Source organism: Paenibacillus plantarum (assembly GCF_013141695.1).
Lineage (GTDB): Bacteria > Bacillota > Bacilli > Paenibacillales > NBRC-103111 > Paenibacillus_E > Paenibacillus_E plantarum.
Window position 1 is genome coordinate 115,187 of record NZ_WHNY01000016.1, and the last position, 18,445, is coordinate 133,631.

The window sequence follows — 18,445 nt, forward strand, 5'->3', positions numbered from 1 at the left end:
TAATTTAGCAATTTATAGATCATTATTAGATTATTTGGAGGAGAGAAAGTGGGATATTTCATCAAACGTTTTACATCTCTAATGCTTGTTTGCGCTTTAATTTGTAGTTTCACAGGAATCGTTCAAGCAGAAGAGCTGCCAAAAAATGCTCTGTCTGACATCAATCAATCTTATGCAAAGGCTGAAATTGAAGCATTAGTTAATTCTGGCGTACTTGCAGGATATGAAGATGGAACTTTTCAGCCAACCAAGTCGGTGACAAGAGCAGAATTGGCTAAAATTCTCGTACTGTCTCTTGGTTTGAAAATAAACTCTTCGCAGGAGACTACTCAATCGTTTCAGGATGTAGCATCATCGAGCTGGTACGCCGATTACGTTAAAACATTAGTAGCAGCGGGAATTACAGAGGGTACTTCAACAGAAACGTTCTCGCCTAATGCAAATGTGACACGAGAAGAGTTGATTGTCTTTATTGTTCGCGCCCTTCAATTAGACAAGCTCGCAGCAAATCGGGCTGTGAACAAGGTATTCTCGGATCAAGAGAATATTGCCGATTGGGCGCAAAGTGCTGTTTCATTAGCAGCAGAGATTCAGTTAGTTCAAGGCATTGAAACGGCAGATCAGGGACTTGTATTTTCGCCAAAAGGGTTAGCAGACCGGCAAGCTATTGCTAGATTAGCATTCGAACTGCAGGCTCATCATGAGGTATACAAGGATAAAGCTAACAACCTTTCTACTAGTGAAAGTGATGCCCACCCGGGGATTACGAAAATTGAAGTTGTCAGTAATACGAGTATCACTGTGACATTTGAGAGAAATCTGACTAACTTGAATAAGGATGATTTTGCTTTTGATAAACCATTACTGGTCGTTGAAGCTGCTTATCAAACAGGCAGTAAATCCGTCGTTATATTAACGACATCTGCTCAAATTTTGGGTACAGACTATCATTTGTCATTCCGAGGAAAAGCCATTGATCTCGTCGTAACAGGAGTTGCCGGATTATTTGGAGGCGGTGGCGGTGGTGGTGGTGGTGGTTCAACGATCGCACAACAATTAGCTAGCGGTAAGGAGATTGACTCTGTAATCGTTAGCCAATCAGGCACTTACGGGCCTAGTTCTGGAACCACAACAGTAAAGAACTTGGTACTTGATCCAGGTACACAAGGTGAAATTACATTAAAGAACATTCACGCTGATCATCTTGAGGTGAAGTCAGGTGCTGTGAATTCTGTCAAATTAACGAATTCATCGGTTAGTTTACTAGTCGTTAATGCTATTAATAACAATGGTCAAATGGTTCGAATTGTTGTGTTAGACGGCGCGGTAATTACGAACACAGAAGTACTTTCACAAGTTATTCTTGAATCTGCAACAACGAGCGGAACATTAGGCAACATAACAATCAAACCCGCAGCAGGTGGGAAGAACATTGCTTTTAGAGGGAATTTGAATGGCAATATCTTGAATGAAGCGTCAAATTCACATCTTCAAATTGAACCGCCGACTACTGGCAATACGCAGCCTACCGTCATCCATTCTATTCATTATGCTGACGGTATCACTAATGGCGTATTAAACGTTGGAAAAGATGTAGATATACAATCGATCGTTTCGGTTACACCAATTACATTTCAAGGCGATATTGATACTGTGTTGAAACTACTAGATCAGTATCCGATTGGACAAGTGGACAATACGCTGAAGACGAAAGCCATTGAAGAAGCCAAAAAAGCCATGGAAAAGGCAATAAATAGTTCGATGACTGGTAGTTCAGATCAGAATACGCTGTTTGATCAAGCAGATAAAGCGATAACGAACGCTAAGGCGCTGGGAGTTACTGATTCAGAGTTAAACCAATCCAATTATAATATTGTAAAATATTATTTTAATGCAACTCAATTACTGTTAAACAGTGTAGAAATTCAATACAAGCCTGGTGACAACGCGTTATCTGTTACTCAAATGCCTATTTTTCCTACTTCTATGGATCCGAGTGTAGCTTACATATGGAAGTCTGATCGAACCGATCTCATATCACCTTGGAGTTTTAATCGCCCAGCAGCAGGCGAAGGAGATGCCGAAGTCCATCTAACACTTACGCTATTCAGTGGTCCATCTTCCGCTACTAAGACTGTTACAATTCGAATAAAAGAATATAACTCTAAGGTAGAGGCAGGTCAGAGTGTTCGATCGGATCTAATTCTTATCAAATTTGATCATCCTGTTGTCAATTCGAAGGTATCGGACTTTTCTTTCGATAAAGGGGTACAAGTAACGAACGTTACGCAATACCCGTACCTGAAGGAATTTGCACTTTTAACGATTACCGGACAAGTTAGTGGCGAAACTTATCAACTGCAGTACTTGAATAAAAACATTGTTACACTTACTGGAAATACGGTTAACAAGTGCACTGAAACAAGTTGTGAGATTCCACATTATTACTACCCGGCCTCTAATCTTATACCGTTACCAGGAGTAATGATTCCTGGTAGAATCATCGGAGACACTAGAGAATATACGTCAAACGGGTATACGGGTATTCAGAATGCCCTAGTAAAATTAGTGGGAACGAATCAAACTACACATACGGATCTTAATGGTCATTTTCAATTTGATCAGGTTGATCCGGGTATCCCCTATACGATTGAGGTTATAAAAGAAGGGTATTCTACTGCATCTACAGCACAATTCACATTGGCTTCTGGAGAGCCTTATTTTGCAGGTATGTTGATTATGCATACAAAGCCAAAGCAAGTAACTGATTTTAAAACACAGCTTGTTAAAAGCAATGCTATATTCTTTCTATGGTTTCCGCAGTCATATGACGGCAGCATCGTCGAGTATGTTATTTATAAAAATGGGGTTGAAGTTCAAAGAACCGAAGGCGTTGGCTCAACCATAGGTAACTTGCAACCAGGAACTAGCTATACATTTAGTATTAAAGCGTGTAATGATGTGGGCTGTTCCGAACCTGTTGATATTGACGTACGGACATCGATTACTCTGAAAATAAGTGAGATCGTGCCAATCGATACGGATACAGTAACGCATACCGTGTATGATACCTTAGTTCAACAGAATGCAACTGGTGCTTATATAGTACCAACCAAAGCGGCTTCAGCGGACATTTTGCGCATAGCGTTGGCTGATGCTGATTATATACCGCATCAAGGTGCCGCTAGACTCAAAGGACAATTAGATGCAACGATGCTAACTGTCAATATTCTAGGCGTGGTGAATAATTTAGCAGGGAAACTTATCGTAGATAACGGAGTTACTTATTTAGAAATTCCATTTATTTCGAAACTAAATCCTTATTATCTCTCTAATCACTACGATTTGAGTGGATTATCTTATACGATAAATGGTCAAGAAAACCAAGTGGATTATTTAGGTTTTTTCATCTTAAACGAATAAGCGTCAAATAACCTCACGGTGAAATGAGAACAACCCCCAAAAACAATATGGGGGTTGTTCTCATTCGATTATTTTTTCATAAGCAGCTTAACGGATCTCAACTAAACTCACGCCTCCGCGGCAAAGAAAACCATAGTCCATCGAGCCATGCTAGCTCCTGTTCCGTTAACTTATCCATGTGAGCAGCACGCAGACTGGCGTCCAACTGCTCCGGACGACTCGCACCAATGATCGCGGATGTGATTCCCGGTTGCTGAGTAACCCATCGCACGGCCGTTGTTGTTGGATCAAAGTTACGTTCTTGGCACCAGGCTTGGTACTTCTCAACCGCGACAAACTGCGCTTCTTGCCAATATCGCTCCTGATACAAAGAACCCGCATTGTTTCCGAGTCCAAAACGAGTCCCCTCTTCCACACTTGCATTGTTCCTATAGCGGCCCGTCAACAGGCCTCCCGCTAGTGGGTTGTAACTGATAATCCCAAGCCCCTCATCAAGGGCCATTGGAACCAGGTCTTCCTCAATCATGCGAAACAAGAGATTGTAGCGGGGCTGAACGCTCACAAGTCGGATGTAATTCTTTCTTTCAGCAATTCCGTTAGCTTTTGCCACTTGCCAAGCACGCCAATTGGATACACCTATGTAGCGAACTTTGCCTTGCTCAACCAGATCATCGAACGCACGTAAAGTTTCATCCATAGGTACGCTTGGGTCAAATTGATGAGCTTGATAGAGGTCAAGATAATCCGTTTTTAGACGGCGAAGGCTCTCCTCAACAGATGATAGGATATGCTTCCTACTCAACCCACGATCATTTGGACCAAGTCCCATCGCACCAAAACACTTTGTCGCTAACACCACTTTGTCTCGTTTACTCTCTAACCATTCCCCAATAATCGATTCAGTTGCACCCGCGATGGCGTGCGAAGTTCTCCCAATGGGATACACATCTGCCGTATCAATAAAACTCACGCCAGCGTCGAACGCCTTATCAAGAATTTCGAAGGAGGTTTTTTTGTCTGCCTGATTGCCAAATGTCATCGTGCCCAGACACAGATTCGTTACCTTTAATCCGGATTGTCCTAAAGAGCGAATTTCCACAATAAGCACCTCTTTCCCCACGTTATAGTTATTTTTCGATCGAGAAAACTTCTTTTGCAACCGTCAGGGCGGACATTGCCTTCGGCCATTCGCATCCCTACTTCCACTTTATTAATTTTGCTCTTCTAAATAAGCTTTGCGTAATTTAATTATGCAACGAATCCATAAGAAACTGGTATCCTGATCATCTTAAATGTTTGCCTATTTCTCTCACACATTAGATACTTGCTCTGTAGTGTCCTGTACTTGATCATATGTTTCCTTGATCCGCTTTTTATCGGCTTTGGGCGGATAACCATACATTCGAGAATACTCACGGCTAAACTGAGATGCACTTTCGTAACCCACTCGGTAGGCAACCTCAGAAGCATCCACCGATTCTGTTAACAATAAGCGCCGTGCTTCTTGTAACCGGATTTGTTTTTGAAATTGAAGAGGGCTCATCGCAGTAATTTCTTTAAAGTGTCTATGTAACGAAGAAACACTCATATTCGCTATTTCGGCAAGTTCTTCAATTCGTAAGGGGCTGGCATAGTTGTTTATGACTTGTTCAATTGCAACATTGATTTGATGGGTTGAGCTTCCTTCCATGACAAGTTGCTCCAAAATAATCCCATTCTGTCCTTGCAGCACCCGATAAAGAATTTCCTTTGTAAATAGTGGAGCAAGCACCGGAATATCTTTCGGACTATCCAGCAAACGAGCTAACCTAATAACCGAATCTAACAAAGATGTTTCGATCTGGCTGACAAACATAGCCCGCTTCGGATATTGTTTAGGGTCCGTACGAAATTCAGTATCATGTAGAAGCTCTAGGATTTGACTCGGTGTAAATTCAAGTTTGAAACCCAAATAGGGAATATCGGAAGTGGCGTCAGTGACTTGGGAGGTAACGGGTAAATGAACGGATGCAACAAGATAATCGGCAGGACTGTACCTAAAGCGTTCCTGTGCCAGCCAAACTTCCTTCGCCCCTTGAACTACCATACAAAAAGAAGGCTTGTAAACGCCATGGCTTTGTCCAGCCGCTTGCGAGACACGTATGAAAAATAAGGATGGAATAGCCGTTGGGTGAACACCATCCTTTTGTGCATAGCGCTCTATGATTTTGCTAAGTTCCTTCTGCTGTTTACTGATGATTATTTCAGTCATTATCTTCTCCTTGTTCCTATTTCTCTTAGTTCGATTATAATCCATATTTGTCTGTCGCATAAGTCGTCGTGAGAGGATTAGGCAAACATTTGGCACGAATGGGATAACTGTCTCTAGGTCATCTCGTGCATAATAAGTAAGAGAATATGGAAAATACGACATCATTTAAAATGGAGGAATATATATGCAAAAAGTAATTTTGAACAATGGCGTTGAGATGCCTTTACTCGGTTTTGGCGTATTTCAGATGACAGATCAAAGTGAATGTGAACAAAGCGTTTATGACGCTATTATGGCAGGCTATCGGCTGATTGATACAGCCGCCTCTTATCTTAATGAAGCAGCAGTTGGCAGAGCGATCAAACGGAGTGGCCTAGCAAGAGAGGAATTATTTATCACCACAAAACTTTGGGTGCAAGATACTGGTTATGAGCGCACCAAAAAAGCATTTGAAAACTCACTGAACAGATTGCAATTGGATTATTTGGATTTGTATCTCATTCATCAGCCATTCGGCGATGTGCATGGTTCTTGGCGTGCTATGGAAGACTTGTATCGTGAAGGAAAGGTCCGCGCCATTGGCGTTAGTAATTTCCATGAGGATCGTCTTATCGATTTTATTATCCAAAATGAAGTCGTTCCCGCGGTAAATCAGGTAGAGACCCACCCTTTCAACCAACAAATCGAAAATGCAAAATTCATGAAGGAGAACAATGTTCAGATCGAATCCTGGGCGCCTTTTGCTGAAGGGAAAAATGATTTGTTCCAGAATGAACTTTTGGTATCCATTGCTGAAAAGGTTAATAAATCCGTTGCTCAAGTAGTTTTACGTTGGTTGACACAAAGACAAGTCGTTGTGATTCCAAAATCGGTACGTAAAGAAAGAATCATCGAAAACTTCAACATCTTTGATTTTGAATTAAGCGAAGAGGATATGGCGTTAATAACTACGTTAGATACGAAACAAAGCCTGTTCTTTTCACATCGCGATCCTGAAATGGTGAAATGGATCAGTAACCGTAAACTGGATATCTAACGCGAATAAAATGAGAAACAGCGGCAGTCATGGACTTTCTTCCCGTCCGAGGCTGCCGCTGTTTTCTGATTTCGGCACTCTTTCCTTATTATTTGGTATTCTGATTAAACAAAGTATTTTATTTGAAATAGTACCTTGACAGTCATAGTACTATGCCGTATTATAATAAATGTGAGGTGATGATATGAGCGAGAACAAAATTACATCCGACCTGCTCCGCGGACATACCGATACGATGATACTACGGCTCTTATCCGAAGCTGACCGCTACGGTTACGAAATTGTCAAATTGATTGCTGAACGCTCGGGCGGCGAATATGAATTAAAAGAAGCCACGATGTACTCCAGCGTTAAGCGGCTTGAAACAGACGGCGATATCGAGTGGTACTGGGGTGATGAATCTCAGGGAGGAAGACGCAAGTATTTCAGGATTACTGAAAAGGGCAAAAGTGCTTACGTTCGCAACAAGAACAATTGGGAGTATTCGAAGCGCGTACTAGAAAATTTATTATAAGGGAGAGATTGCTATGATGAATCAGAAATTAACGAACTATTTGAACGGTATTTTCACGCCATACGATGGGGTAAAAAGCGTCACCGAATTAAAGACAGACCTGCACTCCGATTTGCAAGAGCGATATCGTGAACTCAAAGCTGAGGGCAAAGACGATGAAACAGCGTTTCATATGACCATTGAGAGCATCGGCGACATCGAACAAACGATTCTGGAAGTCGCCAACCTCTCCCGCTCGCTGGAACGGCAAGTCGTGACCAATTTTAGCGCAAGCAACCTGGCAATGAGCGACTTTGCAGGCGTTAAGGCTCATAAAGGTCAATTTAATGCTAGCGCTTTACGCGGCGCCGACTTTGCAGGTGCAGACTTGACTGGAAGTTCGTTTAAGACCAGTGACCTACGTGAAGCCAATTTTGACGGCGCTAATCTGACAGACTGTACCCTAACTGCAACTGACCTTACGAATGTAAGCTTCAATGAATCGATCCTTGTACGCACTAACTTTAGCGTTTCGGGGATGGAGGGTGCGAAATTCACAGGCGCCAAATTCACCGACGTTACGCTAAGCAAGATCGACCTCAGAAAAACAATCTTTGAAAACTGTATCTTTGACGGCGTGGACTTCGAATTATCCGACCTGAGCGGGGTGCGTTTTGACGGGCAAACCTTTATAGGCGTTAAGTTTGACAAATCGGCAGTAAACGAAGTTTCATTTAAGGGCGCTATACTCAAGAATGTGTCTTTTCAAGCGTTCTTTTCATTAACAAATAAGTATTACCGTGCGTTCAAAACCATATGCTTTGATGATGCAGTCATGGATAAGCTGACCTATGCTTCGCTTAAAGGCGTGGGGGCCGATTTGTCCAAAGTTACAGTTCGATAAGGAGAAAAAACTGATGCCAACTAATTCAATTCAAGTCGTTGGATTGCAAAAGTCCTACAAGCAGCATCAAGTTCTAAAGGGCGTTGATTTCGAGGTGGAAAAGGGCAGTATTTTCGCCCTTCTCGGCTCCAACGGCGCGGGCAAGACAACGGTTGTCAAAATCCTCACTACGCTGCTTAAACAGGATAGCGGAACCGCCACCGTAAATGGATTCGATGTTGCGTCAAAACCCGATCATGTGCGGCAGGCGATCTCTCTGACGGGGCAATTTGCCGCGGTGGACGAAATTTTGACCGGTCGGGAAAATCTGATCATGATTGCGAAACTGCGATACCTCAAAGATCCGCGTCAAGTTGCAGACGACTTGCTTAAACGCTTCGACTTGACTGACGCCGCCGACCGCAGGGCGTCTACGTATTCCGGTGGTATGCGCCGCAGGCTCGACATCGCCTTGAGCCTTGTGGGTAATCCTCAGATCATTTTCCTCGACGAGCCGACAACTGGACTTGACCCCGAGGCGCGCATCGAGGTTTGGAAGATTGTTAAGGAACTTGCGGGCGGCGGTACGACAGTACTCCTAACCACGCAGTATTTGGAGGAAGCTGAACAGCTTGCTGACCGAATTGCTATTCTGCATGAAGGTAAGATTATCGCAAGCGGCACGCTCTCGGATCTTAAAAAGCTCTTTCCATCTGCAAAGGTGGAGTATATTGAAAAACAGCCATCATTAGAGGACATATTCCTCTCTATCGTCGGCAAAAAGGAGGCGAAGTAAATGGAAACGGCAAAAAACCACTTCTTCACCGATATTAGCGTTATGCTTGGACGGTCCATGCGCCATATTTTCCGCAGTATGGACACCATCATCACAGTCTGCATCACGCCAATTGCCATGATGCTGCTGTTCGTCTATGTGTTAGGCGGAGCCATTCAAACCGGAACGGATAACTATGTGAATTACCTGTTGCCAGGCATACTGCTGATGGCGATCGCAAGCGGGATAGCCTATACCTCTTACCGCCTGTTTATGGATAAGCAGCGAGGCATATTCGAGCGGTTTCACACGATGCCGATTTCACGTTCCGCCTTGCTTTGGGGACATGTGCTGACCTCTCTGGTGTCCAATGCCATATCACTAATCGTCATCATTCTTGTAGCGTTGATTATGGGTTTTCGTTCGTCCGCGGGCATACTGCCATGGCTTGCCGTAGTAGGCATACTAGCGTTGTTTACATTGGCCTTAACTTGGGTTGCGGCGATTGCCGGACTGTCCGCAAAAACGATTGAAGGTGCAAGCGCATTTTCCTATCCACTCATCTTCCTGCCGTTTATCAGTTCGGCGTTTGTTCCGACCGAGTCAATGCCGACGGTCGTTCGTGCCTTTGCCGATAACCAGCCGGTGACCTCGATCGTGAACGCCATCCGTGCGCTACTGGCAGAGCAGCCAGTGGGCAATGAGATATGGGTCGCTCTTGCATGGTGCGTTGGGATTTTGGTAGTAGCCTATATCTTCGCGATGAGGGTGTATAAAAATCGGGTGTAAAGAATATATACCTGTACCAGCTCAGCTCTAAGCACCGCTTTGGTGCTTTTTTTGCTTTCTTTCATTTTTTCACACTGGACAATCGCCAATTCTTACTGTTCATAGTAACAATCCTTGAATATAAACGGTTGGACTTATAGACTTAAGAGAATCTTAAAATGGCTAAACGCTCTTCCAAAATTACACGCAGTTCATCAGGAATTCGCTCAAACTCGACCCCTTTCCCCAAAAACAAAAGCCAATCCGCATAATACGCCAACGCCTCGACATCGGTCACATCCAACTGACATTGAATATCCCGCTCGACTGAAACATCCCAGTTAAGGACAAAATTATCCCAGGCGGGTGCATACGCTTAAAGCGCTGAATCCCAATCGTATCAAGTTTCACAACAAAAAACGGCTTCACGTGCGCGAAGCCGTTTTTTGTTCAAAATCTCTTCTTCAGACAACTTCATCACCTGCTCAGAAATTGCCGAATTCCGCAGCATCTCCACAGGCAAATAATGAAACTCATCCGTATCAAAATTATAAACCTCGACAAGCCACTGAGCGTTCGAGTTAAATATATGTAGCAAAAAAACGTCCAGTAACAGCGGCCAGCCAAAACTCAGCTCGTAAGTCACCCGTAAATGCTTATCCCGCACAGCAAGCGAAATCAGTTGGTTTAGCTCCGCAGGCGCCGCATCATCGAGCTCCAACAGATTCGGATTGGCGGGATTTGTATTTTCGAAAAGCAAAATATTATTCAGCTCGATCAGCTCGTCCTGCTGGGTTTGAGACGCGATGCCGATAAGTTTTTCAGTGATTGAGCGGCGATTTTGCAGATAAGGCAACTGCGAATTTTTCGAGGCGATAAAGCTAATAAAAATCGCCTTCAACTCTTCTGGTGTGAAGCGAGCGGCGGGTAGATATTGATTTTGCAGGACATTGTATCCGCCACCGCGCCCCAACTCGGACGTCAGTGGGAAACCCATCGCCTGAATCTCGTTTATGTCGCGAATCGCCGTCGCGCGGGAAATCTTGAACTCTCTCTGAATCTCGGCAATCGTAAAATGCGCGCGGTTATTGATGTAACGCATGATCAGGTTAACTCGTTCTGTTTTCTTCATGATTTTATTATATCAAAAATGTAGCATTTCGATAATCAGTATCATTTTTTGATACATTTGAGAAATAGAATCAATTTTGTAAAGAATAAATCCACAAAGGAGAGAACAAAATGACTAACTACTCTATCAAAACAATCTCAGAAAATTACAAGATGACTGCTTTCGGTGTTTCATTTGATGACTTCAATGACTGGGCAGGTAATGCAGCAAAAACTGCAGCGAAAAAAGCTGAAATCACTGAAAATGGCAAACTTGCTGAACTTCTCGCACTCGCTGACGGACAAGAATATCAAATTAATTACAACTTCGACCACAAGCCTTGGCGCGGCTTCGGCGTTATGGGTGAGTTCAACGTGGAAGGCACGGTTGTCCTCGACTTCCTCGCTGGCGAGTATATCGTAGTTCCTGGGACAGGCGCTGACAAAGAGCGCCTTGCAGACGAAATCACAGGCAAAGTTTTCGGCGGCCTGATCCAGGAAATCACAGAATACAAATACGTTGGTCCTGGTAACTCCACGTTCGTAAAAGCAAATGAAACGGGTGAATTCTACGGCGAAATGTGGCTTCGTGCAAATAAAGTCCAAAACTAAGGAGCACTCACATGGCAAATTACACACTTGAAAACAAAAAATCATTCACATTGACCGCTTATGGTTTTTCTATCCAGTCGAATTTTCAAGACATGCCTGCATTGCAAAAAGAAAAAACCGAGTTTTGGGATAAACTCAAGGCTGACGGGCGTTTTAATAAGCTCAAAGACGCTGCAAAAGATGATCGCGAATGGTCAGTCAATGAGGTTTATCAAGGAAAACCGTGGAATTATTTCGCGGTAGAAGCTGGCAAATCAGTGGCTGACGCAACACGCTTCATTGAGTTTCCAGAGAGCGAGTACATCGTGGTCGCAGGAAATGGCGACAAGGAAACTTTGTTTGATCAGCTGACTTACCGAGCTTTTGGTGAAGTCTTGGCCCAAATCACTGATTATGCTTACATCGGTGGTCCAAATGCAACTTATCGCAAAGATAACGGTGACGGCACTTTCTACGGCGAATTTTGGGTGCCTGTGGTTAAAAAATAAGGGAATTCGGAAGACCAATCTCCCGATTCGGAAATCAACAACTGCCTCTCGCTCGTACGTAATAGCGGGAGGATTCTTTAGTCAAACAGGCCGCCATCATTCAGTTGGCAGCCTGTTGCGTTATGCGAAATCATAGTAAAAACAAGCCAAAGGGATGCACTCCCTTTGGCTTGTTCATCAACTCATAACTATACTTATTGCTTAAGTGGACTTACAACCGCTGCCTAGCCGCCTCAAACAGCAAAACCGTCGCAGCCATCGCGACGTTCAGCGACTCCGCCTTGCCCTGCATCGGAATAATGACCTTCACGTCCGACTGCGCAGCTACTTCCGGCGACACGCCCTTGGCCTCGTTACCGAAAATCAGCCACGTCGGCTGCCGCAGGTCCGTGTCGTAACACGAGCCCTGCGCCTGCAGGCTCGTTGTCACGAGCCGCACGCCGCGCTCACGCGCGCGCGGCAACAACTCACCCAAATCTGCCTCCACAATCGGCAGATGATACATCGATCCCATCGTCGAGCGGATCGTCTTGGGATTGAACAGATCGACCGTGCCGCGGCCGAGCACGACCGCTTTGGCCCCGACGGCATCCGCGCTGCGGATGATCGTGCCGAGGTTGCCCGGGTCCTGAACGCCGTCCAGGACCACGACCAGATCGTGCTCGCCAGCAAGCAGCTCGTCCATGCCAACCTGTGGCCTCGTCACGATGGCCACTACACCCTGCGGCGTCTGTGCGTCCGAGCACTTGGCCAACACCGCGGCGCTCACGCCGATCCATTCGACGGCGCGATCACCAGCGAGGGCGACGAGCTCCTGTGGACTCCCTTTTTCCACTTGAAAAAGAATAGTTTCCACCTCAGCCCCAGCCTTCAAAGCTTCCTCAATCAAATGATAACCCTCAATGATATACTTGCCTTGTTTATCCCTGCCGCGCCGCTCTAAGAGCTGAGCCCAGTCCTTGACTCTCATATTTTGAACAGACATGATTTCTACGTATGCATTTGTCATGAATATACCTACTCCGCAAAAGTGACTTCAAGGTTCTGAAGACTCGAATTTTTACCCACAATGACCAAAATATCTTCTTGTTTAAGCGGCGCCTCCGCACTCGGCGGAATGGTCATCTGCTCGTTATGTTTAATCGCTATCACGTTGCAGCCATATTTGGCACGCACATCGAGCTCACGCAGACTTTTGCCAATCATCTCTTTCGATGCTCTCATTTCAACAATACTGTAATCGGCGGAGAGCTCTATATAATCGATAATGTTCGATGAAATCATATGATGGGCTACGCGTTGCCCCATATCCCGTTCTGGATAAACGATTTTATCTGCGCCAATTTTTTTGAGAACCTTGCCATGGAGATCATTCACAGCTTTCACGATCGTCGTAGCTACGCCCATTTCTTTGAGAATTAATGTCGTTAGAATACTTGCTTGAATATCTTCTCCTATGGCCACAACCACAACGTCAAAATTGCGAATTCCCAGCGCCCGCATAGCTTCCTCATCCGTAGAATCAGCTTGAACCGCATGAGTCACATAAGCGGAAACGTCTTGAACCGTTTCTTCGTCCTGATCAATGGCAAGAACCTCGAATCCTAGTTGTGATAACGTCTTAGCAACAGCTGAACCAAATCTTCCCATCCCAATAACCGCAAATTGATTTCTCACCGCTCACGTTCCTCCATATTCCAAGAATATATCCCATTTATTATACCATACTCAGCCCCCTGAGCCACTTTACAACAATGGAGCCACTGCCTGCATTGGCGAAGAGTGGGAAGGATGAAGCCATCTGAAACTGCACATAGTAATAGCGAGAATGAAATGGAAGCGAGGTCCTTGAATGAATATTACCCTTAGACAGGCGATCCACCAGCGGGTTAATAACAAAACACCAGAAGAACTCAAAGAAGTTATTGAAGACTCGATTGGTGGAGAAGAGAAGGTTTTACCTGGGTTAGGTGTTCTTTTTGAAATTATATGGCAGCATTCAGAAGCAAGTACGCAAGATACACTCGTCGAAACACTTAAGGCGCATCTTGAGTAAATTCCTCTCTATATGACCATCGTGTTGTTAAAATAATTAAAACTTGCTTGGGGATGTTCCGGCATCCCTTAGCTCCAACAAAATAAAATCCCCCTCATCAGTCACTGACCAACGAGGAGGAAAGATTATAATACCGTTAACGGATTCATCGCTGCAGGCTTCTCGCAGCTGCTCTTCATGACATAATGCTGACCAGAGTCAGACGCATCATGAAAACCATGCATCGCTTCCAGCACGTGATAAGCAAGCTCGCCATTCGCACGATGTGCTGTACCATCGCCAGTTATAAGCGCTTGCGCCATTGCTGCAACGCCCAATCCGCGATTATTATCCTTGTAGCCATGCGAAAGTGGGATGGGCTCATACTCTGAACCGCCTTTGCGAATAAGCACCTGGCCACCGAACGTATTCGGATCGGGGACTCGCAACGAGCCATGACTACCATAGATTTCAATATTAGGCAATTGCGTACCTGCCATGATATCAAAACTTGTCACAAGCGTTGCAATAGCACCACTATGGAAATCTAATACCCCAGCCACGTGTGTTGGCGTATCTACTTGAATTTTCTGCCCGCGCTTCTTCTCGCTCGAAATCGTCCGCTCTGGGAAACTCACAGCCGTTGAACCTGTTACCCGACGAATTGGCCCGAGCAATGCCACCAGTGCCGTTAAGTAATAGGGACCCATGTCGAACATCGGGCCGCCGCCTTTGGCATAGTAAAACTCTGGATCTGGGTGCCAATGCTCATGCCCCTTCCCCATCATGAAAGCCGTAGCCGCAATCGGTGTACCAATCCATCCATCCTGAATCAGTTTCACGCAAGTTTGGATACCGCCGCCCAGGAACGTATCTGGCGCGCTGCCAATCAGAAGTCCTTTGCGCTTAGCTACCTCCAAGATCTGCATCCCTTCTTCCCGTGTTACGGCAAGAGGCTTTTCGACATACGCATGTTTACCAGCTTCCAGAATTTGAATACAGACTGCCGCATGTACAGCCGGGATCGTCAAATTAATCACGATGTCCACTTGTGGATCGTCCAGTAATTGTTCTACCGTGTACGCATGCGGAATCCTGAACTCCTCAGCACGCGCTTCAGCTTTGCTCACATCAATATCTGCACAAGCGACCAACTCCAAGTGTGCATAGTTAGGAATGTTTTTCATATAAGCCGCGCTTATATTTCCACATCCAATGATACCAACCTTCATCTTACTCATCGCTTTATGTCCCCCTATAGTTAGCGTGTTGCCCAAAGCAATCCGCGTCGCATTAATTCTAACGTCTCTGGCATACGAACAATGTTAGCCTGATGGCCCAGTGAATTATAATACACTTTGCCTGCACCATACGTTTTGGTCCAAATAACCGGCATCTCCACATCATCAAAATCAGTCACCGCATGCACCTTAATCGCAGGATCGACATGCATATAATATTTTTCCGAAACGACGACGAAATCACCGATGCCCGCGGTAAGTGGCTGCTCGCTGTCTTTCATACGAACCGTATAGGTAACACCATCATTTCCCGGATGTGCGACCCATTGGCCTCCAACCATATACTGGTAGTTCACTTCATTTCGGAAGGAATCCGCCATACCGCCATGACACCCTGCAATCCCTGTTCCGCCTACTTGGACTGCGTTAATTAAAGGTGTTAGTTGTTCTTTCTCAATTTGCCCCATGGTCCACACAGGAACGATAAGATCAATACTTGCCAACCGTTCCTCATCCCGGAAGCTGTCCAGCGTAGCCGAAACCTCTACCCCATAGCCCTCTTCACGCAGCAGACCTGCAAAAATCCCCGCAACCTCCTCGGGTTGATGACCATCCCAGCCACCCCATACAATCAATGCTTGTTTCTGACTCATGCCATTTCGGCTCCTCTCTCCATGACCCTGTTATACTTCACTTATACGAACCCAACGGCGCTGTGCAATCGATTGATCCACGGCTTCCAGTACCTCTTGACACTTGACGCCATCCACAAAATTCGGAACCGGTTGCCGATCCTCGGAAAGCGCTGTCATCAGCTCCACAACTTCATGAACGAACGTATGCTCATACCCAATCGTATGTCCTGCTGGCCACCAAGCATCCATATAAGCATGTGAGGCATCCGTTGCTAGCACGCGTCTAAAGCCCTGAACATCCTCATCATCACTTGTAAAATACACCTGCAACTCATTCAATCGCTCGAAATCGAATTTCACACTGCCTTTACTGCCGTTAATTTCAAAAGAGTTCGTACACCGGTGCCCGGGAGCAAATCTCGTTGCCTCGAAGCTGCCCAATGCACCATTCGCGAAGCGAGCCATGAATAATGTCGCGTCATCAACCGTAACAGGACCATGCGGTGCATCTTTGCTGCCTTTGGCACTAAGCCCCGTCATCGATGTCGGAAGCGGACGCTCCTTCACGAATGTTTCACTCATCCCGATCACTTCGGTCATTTCGCCAACGAGGAAATGCGCCAGATCGATGAGATGCGCGCCCAGATCGCCATGCGATCCTGATCCCGCAATCTCCTTCTGCAAACGCCATACCAACGGGAACGTCGGATCGACAATCCAATCCTGCAAGAACCATGCACGGAAGTGGTAGATTTGGCCGAGGCGGCCGCTCTCCACGAGCTTCTTCGCCAGCTGTACCGCTGGTGCAAAACGATAGTTGAAGCCCACCATGTGCTTCACGCCAGCTTCTTCAGCCGCCTCCAGCATCTCCCTTGCATCCGCAAGGGTCAGTGCCAGTGGCTTCTCGCAGAACAGATGCTTGCCGGCTTTCGCCGCCGCCAAAGCAATTTCCTTGTGCGCATCACTCGGCGCATTGATATCGACGACGTCGATATCCGGATGCGTAACTAGCTCGCGCCAATCCGTCACATACCCGTCCCAGCCGAATTGCTCGGCTGCCTGACGAACACCGTTCTCGTCGCGACCGCAGATGAGTTTCATCTTCGGAATCGCCGTCTGTGGAAAGAACATAGGTAAATCTTTATAAGCATGACTATGCGCTTTTCCCATAAATTTATAGCCAATCATACCGATATTGAACGTTTTTTTCATCGCATACACGCCTCCCCAAGTGTGTTACTCTCCAGTCACTCGCACTCGCTTCCACTCTTCACTCTGCGCTCCGCACCAACTCAGCGCCTCCCCATCGGCCACCAAATAACTGGAAAACTTACATTTATTTCTACCATATCCAACTGATTTTTCAATCTAACTGTAAAACATACAGTTAATAATCCGCTTCCTGTCTCTCTTTAAGCAAATCCACGAAATTAACTGTAGAAAATCCATCTAAACCTCCAAACAAGCCAATTCCAAGGAAATTACCTACAAGAAATCCAGTTATTTATACAAACACCCTAGCTACTCTCACTTCACACGCTGCATCCATCCAGCAATTAAGCACTTTCACCAGCTCTGAGCTCTCATAACTCGCTACTCATCACTCATCACTTTCTACTCAGCACCAATCCCTCTACCCTCTACCCTCAGCTCCCCGCTCTCAACGCTCCATTCTTCGACGACTGCCTAATCTTCACTTCCGTCGGCAGCTTAACTTGCAGCTGAGCCTCGCTGCTTCCCTGCCCAACACTTGCTAGAACGGCACGGGCTGCCTGTTTGCCCATTTCAAAAAAAGGCACTTTAATACTGCTGAGAGGTGGATCACTTAGCTTCGCAGCATCCGAGTCATCACACCCGATGACCGCATAATCTCGCCCAGCTATCCATCCCCGTTCGCGAAGTCCTTGCATGAGTCCTATGGCCATTCGATCATTAGCCGCAAAAACAGCCTCTATTTGATCACGGTTCTCCCACACCTTTGCGGCAATCTCATATCCGCTAGTCCGGCTGTAGTTCCCCTCAAACTGTAAAGAAGGATCCATCGTTAAGCCAGCTTCTAACATCGCCTTTTGATACCCAAGACGTCTATCCAAGGAATTCGTATATTGCGGAGAACCATTGAGAAAGGCAATCTTCCGATAGCCTTCATCCAGTAAATGACGTACCGCTTGGTAGCTCCCCTCCACATGATCCGCATCAACTTCAAGGAAGGATAGCCCCTCGAATCGTTGATTGACCAAACAGAAAGGTAGTCCTTGTTCCTGCAATTGCAGCAAAGAACTTCGCTGTGATTCGGTATCTCTCGCCCCGAGAATGACACAGGCATCTACCTTTTGCGAGCGGTATAACCGGCCGTAATCCAAATCATCATTTGGTGTTAGGAGGGACAACAACATATCATAGCCTTGCTCCCTCACCTGCTCCCCAATCCCGCTAAGAATCTCTGCAAAATAATACGCAGAAAACAGATGTACCTTCGGCATATAAGGAAGGACGACCCCCAAATTACCGCTTCTTCTTCGAGCAAAGCTTTGCGCAATCGCATTCGGATGATACCCAAGTACCTTCGCTGCTGCGAGAACTCTTTCTTTGGTTGCAGGCTTCATCGGACCAAGTCCATTGAATACACGAGATACAGTCGCCTCAGATACCTTCGCTAAGTCAGCAACCTCTTTTCTCGTCACCATGTTGATTG

18 protein-coding genes are annotated in these 18,445 nt (G+C 45.7%); 9 read left to right on the top strand and 9 right to left on the bottom strand.

Features of this window, described 5'->3' with window-relative positions; genetic code table 11:
- Positions 1-48 precede the first annotated feature (48 nt).
- Positions 49-3,423, top strand: a complete 3,375-nt coding sequence (locus GC096_RS05350) for an S-layer homology domain-containing protein (protein ID WP_171629252.1) — start codon at positions 49-51, stop codon at positions 3,421-3,423.
- A 97-nt stretch (positions 3,424-3,520) separates the two neighbouring features.
- On the opposite strand, the gene GC096_RS05355 is transcribed toward GC096_RS05350, so the two are convergent.
- Both GC096_RS05355 and GC096_RS05360 read right to left on the bottom strand, forming a co-directional pair.
- Positions 3,521-4,522 carry an aldo/keto reductase gene (locus tag GC096_RS05355; RefSeq protein ID WP_171629253.1) on the bottom strand — a complete coding sequence of 334 codons (1,002 nt, stop codon included), beginning with the start codon at positions 4,520-4,522 and terminating at the stop codon, positions 3,521-3,523.
- A 210-nt stretch (positions 4,523-4,732) separates the two neighbouring features.
- A complete protein-coding gene (locus GC096_RS05360) occupies positions 4,733-5,674 on the bottom strand; it encodes an AraC family transcriptional regulator (protein WP_171629254.1) in 942 nt (313 codons plus the stop codon).
- Positions 5,675-5,858: 184 nt separating this feature from the next.
- Here GC096_RS05360 and GC096_RS05365 point away from each other — a divergent pair, with 184 nt between their 5' ends.
- The 5 genes from GC096_RS05365 to GC096_RS05385 all read left to right on the top strand — a co-directional run bounded on the left by GC096_RS05365 (position 5,859) and on the right by GC096_RS05385 (position 9,650).
- Positions 5,859-6,710: an aldo/keto reductase gene (locus tag GC096_RS05365; RefSeq protein WP_171629255.1), complete on the top strand. Its 852-nt coding sequence runs from the start codon at positions 5,859-5,861 to the stop codon at positions 6,708-6,710.
- Between the two features lie 184 nt (positions 6,711-6,894).
- Positions 6,895-7,224 (top strand): PadR family transcriptional regulator, encoded by a 330-nt coding sequence (locus GC096_RS05370; protein WP_057308688.1) that lies wholly within the window; start codon positions 6,895-6,897, stop codon positions 7,222-7,224.
- A 16-nt stretch (positions 7,225-7,240) separates the two neighbouring features.
- Positions 7,241-8,107, top strand: a complete 867-nt coding sequence (locus GC096_RS05375; RefSeq protein ID WP_171629307.1) for a pentapeptide repeat-containing protein — start codon at positions 7,241-7,243, stop codon at positions 8,105-8,107.
- A gap of 13 nt (positions 8,108-8,120) precedes the next feature.
- Positions 8,121-8,882 carry an ABC transporter ATP-binding protein gene (locus GC096_RS05380; protein WP_171629256.1) on the top strand — a complete coding sequence of 254 codons (762 nt, stop codon included), beginning with the start codon at positions 8,121-8,123 and terminating at the stop codon, positions 8,880-8,882.
- Positions 8,883-9,650: an ABC transporter permease gene (locus GC096_RS05385; RefSeq protein WP_171629257.1), complete on the top strand. Its 768-nt coding sequence runs from the start codon at positions 8,883-8,885 to the stop codon at positions 9,648-9,650.
- A gap of 379 nt (positions 9,651-10,029) precedes the next feature.
- On the opposite strand, the gene GC096_RS05390 is transcribed toward GC096_RS05385, so the two are convergent.
- Positions 10,030-10,761 (bottom strand): helix-turn-helix transcriptional regulator, encoded by a 732-nt coding sequence (locus tag GC096_RS05390; RefSeq protein WP_246302589.1) that lies wholly within the window; start codon positions 10,759-10,761, stop codon positions 10,030-10,032.
- 110 nt (positions 10,762-10,871) lie between these two features.
- On the opposite strand from GC096_RS05390, the gene GC096_RS05395 reads away from it, so the two are divergent.
- Positions 10,872-11,351, top strand: coding sequence for a hypothetical protein (locus GC096_RS05395; RefSeq protein WP_171629258.1), 480 nt, complete (start codon positions 10,872-10,874; stop codon positions 11,349-11,351).
- Between the two features lie 11 nt (positions 11,352-11,362).
- Positions 11,363-11,839 (top strand): GyrI-like domain-containing protein, encoded by a 477-nt coding sequence (locus GC096_RS05400; protein ID WP_171629259.1) that lies wholly within the window; start codon positions 11,363-11,365, stop codon positions 11,837-11,839.
- Between the two features lie 211 nt (positions 11,840-12,050).
- Here the strand turns inward: GC096_RS05400 and GC096_RS05405 are convergent, their stop codons facing one another.
- Together GC096_RS05405 and GC096_RS05410 are read right to left on the bottom strand one after the other, a co-directional pair.
- Positions 12,051-12,848, bottom strand: a complete 798-nt coding sequence (locus tag GC096_RS05405) for a TrmH family RNA methyltransferase (protein ID WP_171629260.1) — start codon at positions 12,846-12,848, stop codon at positions 12,051-12,053.
- 8 nt (positions 12,849-12,856) lie between these two features.
- A complete protein-coding gene (locus GC096_RS05410) occupies positions 12,857-13,516 on the bottom strand; it encodes a potassium channel family protein (protein WP_171629261.1) in 660 nt (219 codons plus the stop codon).
- A gap of 175 nt (positions 13,517-13,691) precedes the next feature.
- Between GC096_RS05410 and sspI the strand changes: the two genes are divergently transcribed.
- Positions 13,692-13,895, top strand: coding sequence for a small acid-soluble spore protein SspI (gene sspI, locus GC096_RS05415; RefSeq protein WP_056618924.1), 204 nt, complete (start codon positions 13,692-13,694; stop codon positions 13,893-13,895).
- Positions 13,896-14,020: 125 nt separating this feature from the next.
- On the opposite strand, the gene GC096_RS05420 is transcribed toward sspI, so the two are convergent.
- The 4 genes from GC096_RS05420 to GC096_RS05435 all read right to left on the bottom strand — a co-directional run bounded on the left by GC096_RS05420 (position 14,021) and on the right by GC096_RS05435 (position 18,437).
- Positions 14,021-15,115, bottom strand: a complete 1,095-nt coding sequence (locus tag GC096_RS05420) for a Gfo/Idh/MocA family protein (protein WP_171629262.1) — start codon at positions 15,113-15,115, stop codon at positions 14,021-14,023.
- 20 nt (positions 15,116-15,135) lie between these two features.
- Complete coding sequence (locus tag GC096_RS05425) at positions 15,136-15,768, bottom strand: ThuA domain-containing protein (protein ID WP_171629263.1); 633 nt, start codon at positions 15,766-15,768, stop codon at positions 15,136-15,138.
- A 30-nt stretch (positions 15,769-15,798) separates the two neighbouring features.
- Positions 15,799-16,962: a Gfo/Idh/MocA family protein gene (locus GC096_RS05430; RefSeq protein ID WP_171629264.1), complete on the bottom strand. Its 1,164-nt coding sequence runs from the start codon at positions 16,960-16,962 to the stop codon at positions 15,799-15,801.
- Positions 16,963-17,396: 434 nt separating this feature from the next.
- Positions 17,397-18,437 (bottom strand): LacI family DNA-binding transcriptional regulator, encoded by a 1,041-nt coding sequence (locus GC096_RS05435; protein ID WP_171629265.1) that lies wholly within the window; start codon positions 18,435-18,437, stop codon positions 17,397-17,399.
- Positions 18,438-18,445 lie beyond the last annotated feature (8 nt).

What these genes read in the sequence shown, in the direction of transcription:
- GC096_RS05425 (WP_171629263.1), bottom strand. Translation starts at nt 15,768, where the DNA reads ATGAGTCAGAAACAAGCATTGATTGTATGGGGTGGCTGGGATGGTCAT.
- sspI (WP_056618924.1), top strand. Translation starts at nt 13,692, where the DNA reads ATGAATATTACCCTTAGACAGGCGATCCACCAGCGGGTTAATAACAAA.
- GC096_RS05375 (WP_171629307.1), top strand. Translation starts at nt 7,241, where the DNA reads ATGAATCAGAAATTAACGAACTATTTGAACGGTATTTTCACGCCATAC.
- GC096_RS05405 (WP_171629260.1), bottom strand. Translation starts at nt 12,848, where the DNA reads ATGACAAATGCATACGTAGAAATCATGTCTGTTCAAAATATGAGAGTC.
- GC096_RS05395 (WP_171629258.1), top strand. Translation starts at nt 10,872, where the DNA reads ATGACTAACTACTCTATCAAAACAATCTCAGAAAATTACAAGATGACT.
- GC096_RS05365 (WP_171629255.1), top strand. Translation starts at nt 5,859, where the DNA reads ATGCAAAAAGTAATTTTGAACAATGGCGTTGAGATGCCTTTACTCGGT.
- GC096_RS05430 (WP_171629264.1), bottom strand. Translation starts at nt 16,962, where the DNA reads ATGAAAAAAACGTTCAATATCGGTATGATTGGCTATAAATTTATGGGA.
- GC096_RS05400 (WP_171629259.1), top strand. Translation starts at nt 11,363, where the DNA reads ATGGCAAATTACACACTTGAAAACAAAAAATCATTCACATTGACCGCT.
- GC096_RS05360 (WP_171629254.1), bottom strand. Translation starts at nt 5,674, where the DNA reads ATGACTGAAATAATCATCAGTAAACAGCAGAAGGAACTTAGCAAAATC.
- GC096_RS05385 (WP_171629257.1), top strand. Translation starts at nt 8,883, where the DNA reads ATGGAAACGGCAAAAAACCACTTCTTCACCGATATTAGCGTTATGCTT.
- GC096_RS05390 (WP_246302589.1), bottom strand. Translation starts at nt 10,761, where the DNA reads ATGAAGAAAACAGAACGAGTTAACCTGATCATGCGTTACATCAATAAC.
- GC096_RS05420 (WP_171629262.1), bottom strand. Translation starts at nt 15,115, where the DNA reads ATGAGTAAGATGAAGGTTGGTATCATTGGATGTGGAAATATAAGCGCG.
- GC096_RS05380 (WP_171629256.1), top strand. Translation starts at nt 8,121, where the DNA reads ATGCCAACTAATTCAATTCAAGTCGTTGGATTGCAAAAGTCCTACAAG.
- GC096_RS05370 (WP_057308688.1), top strand. Translation starts at nt 6,895, where the DNA reads ATGAGCGAGAACAAAATTACATCCGACCTGCTCCGCGGACATACCGAT.
- GC096_RS05435 (WP_171629265.1), bottom strand. Translation starts at nt 18,437, where the DNA reads ATGGTGACGAGAAAAGAGGTTGCTGACTTAGCGAAGGTATCTGAGGCG.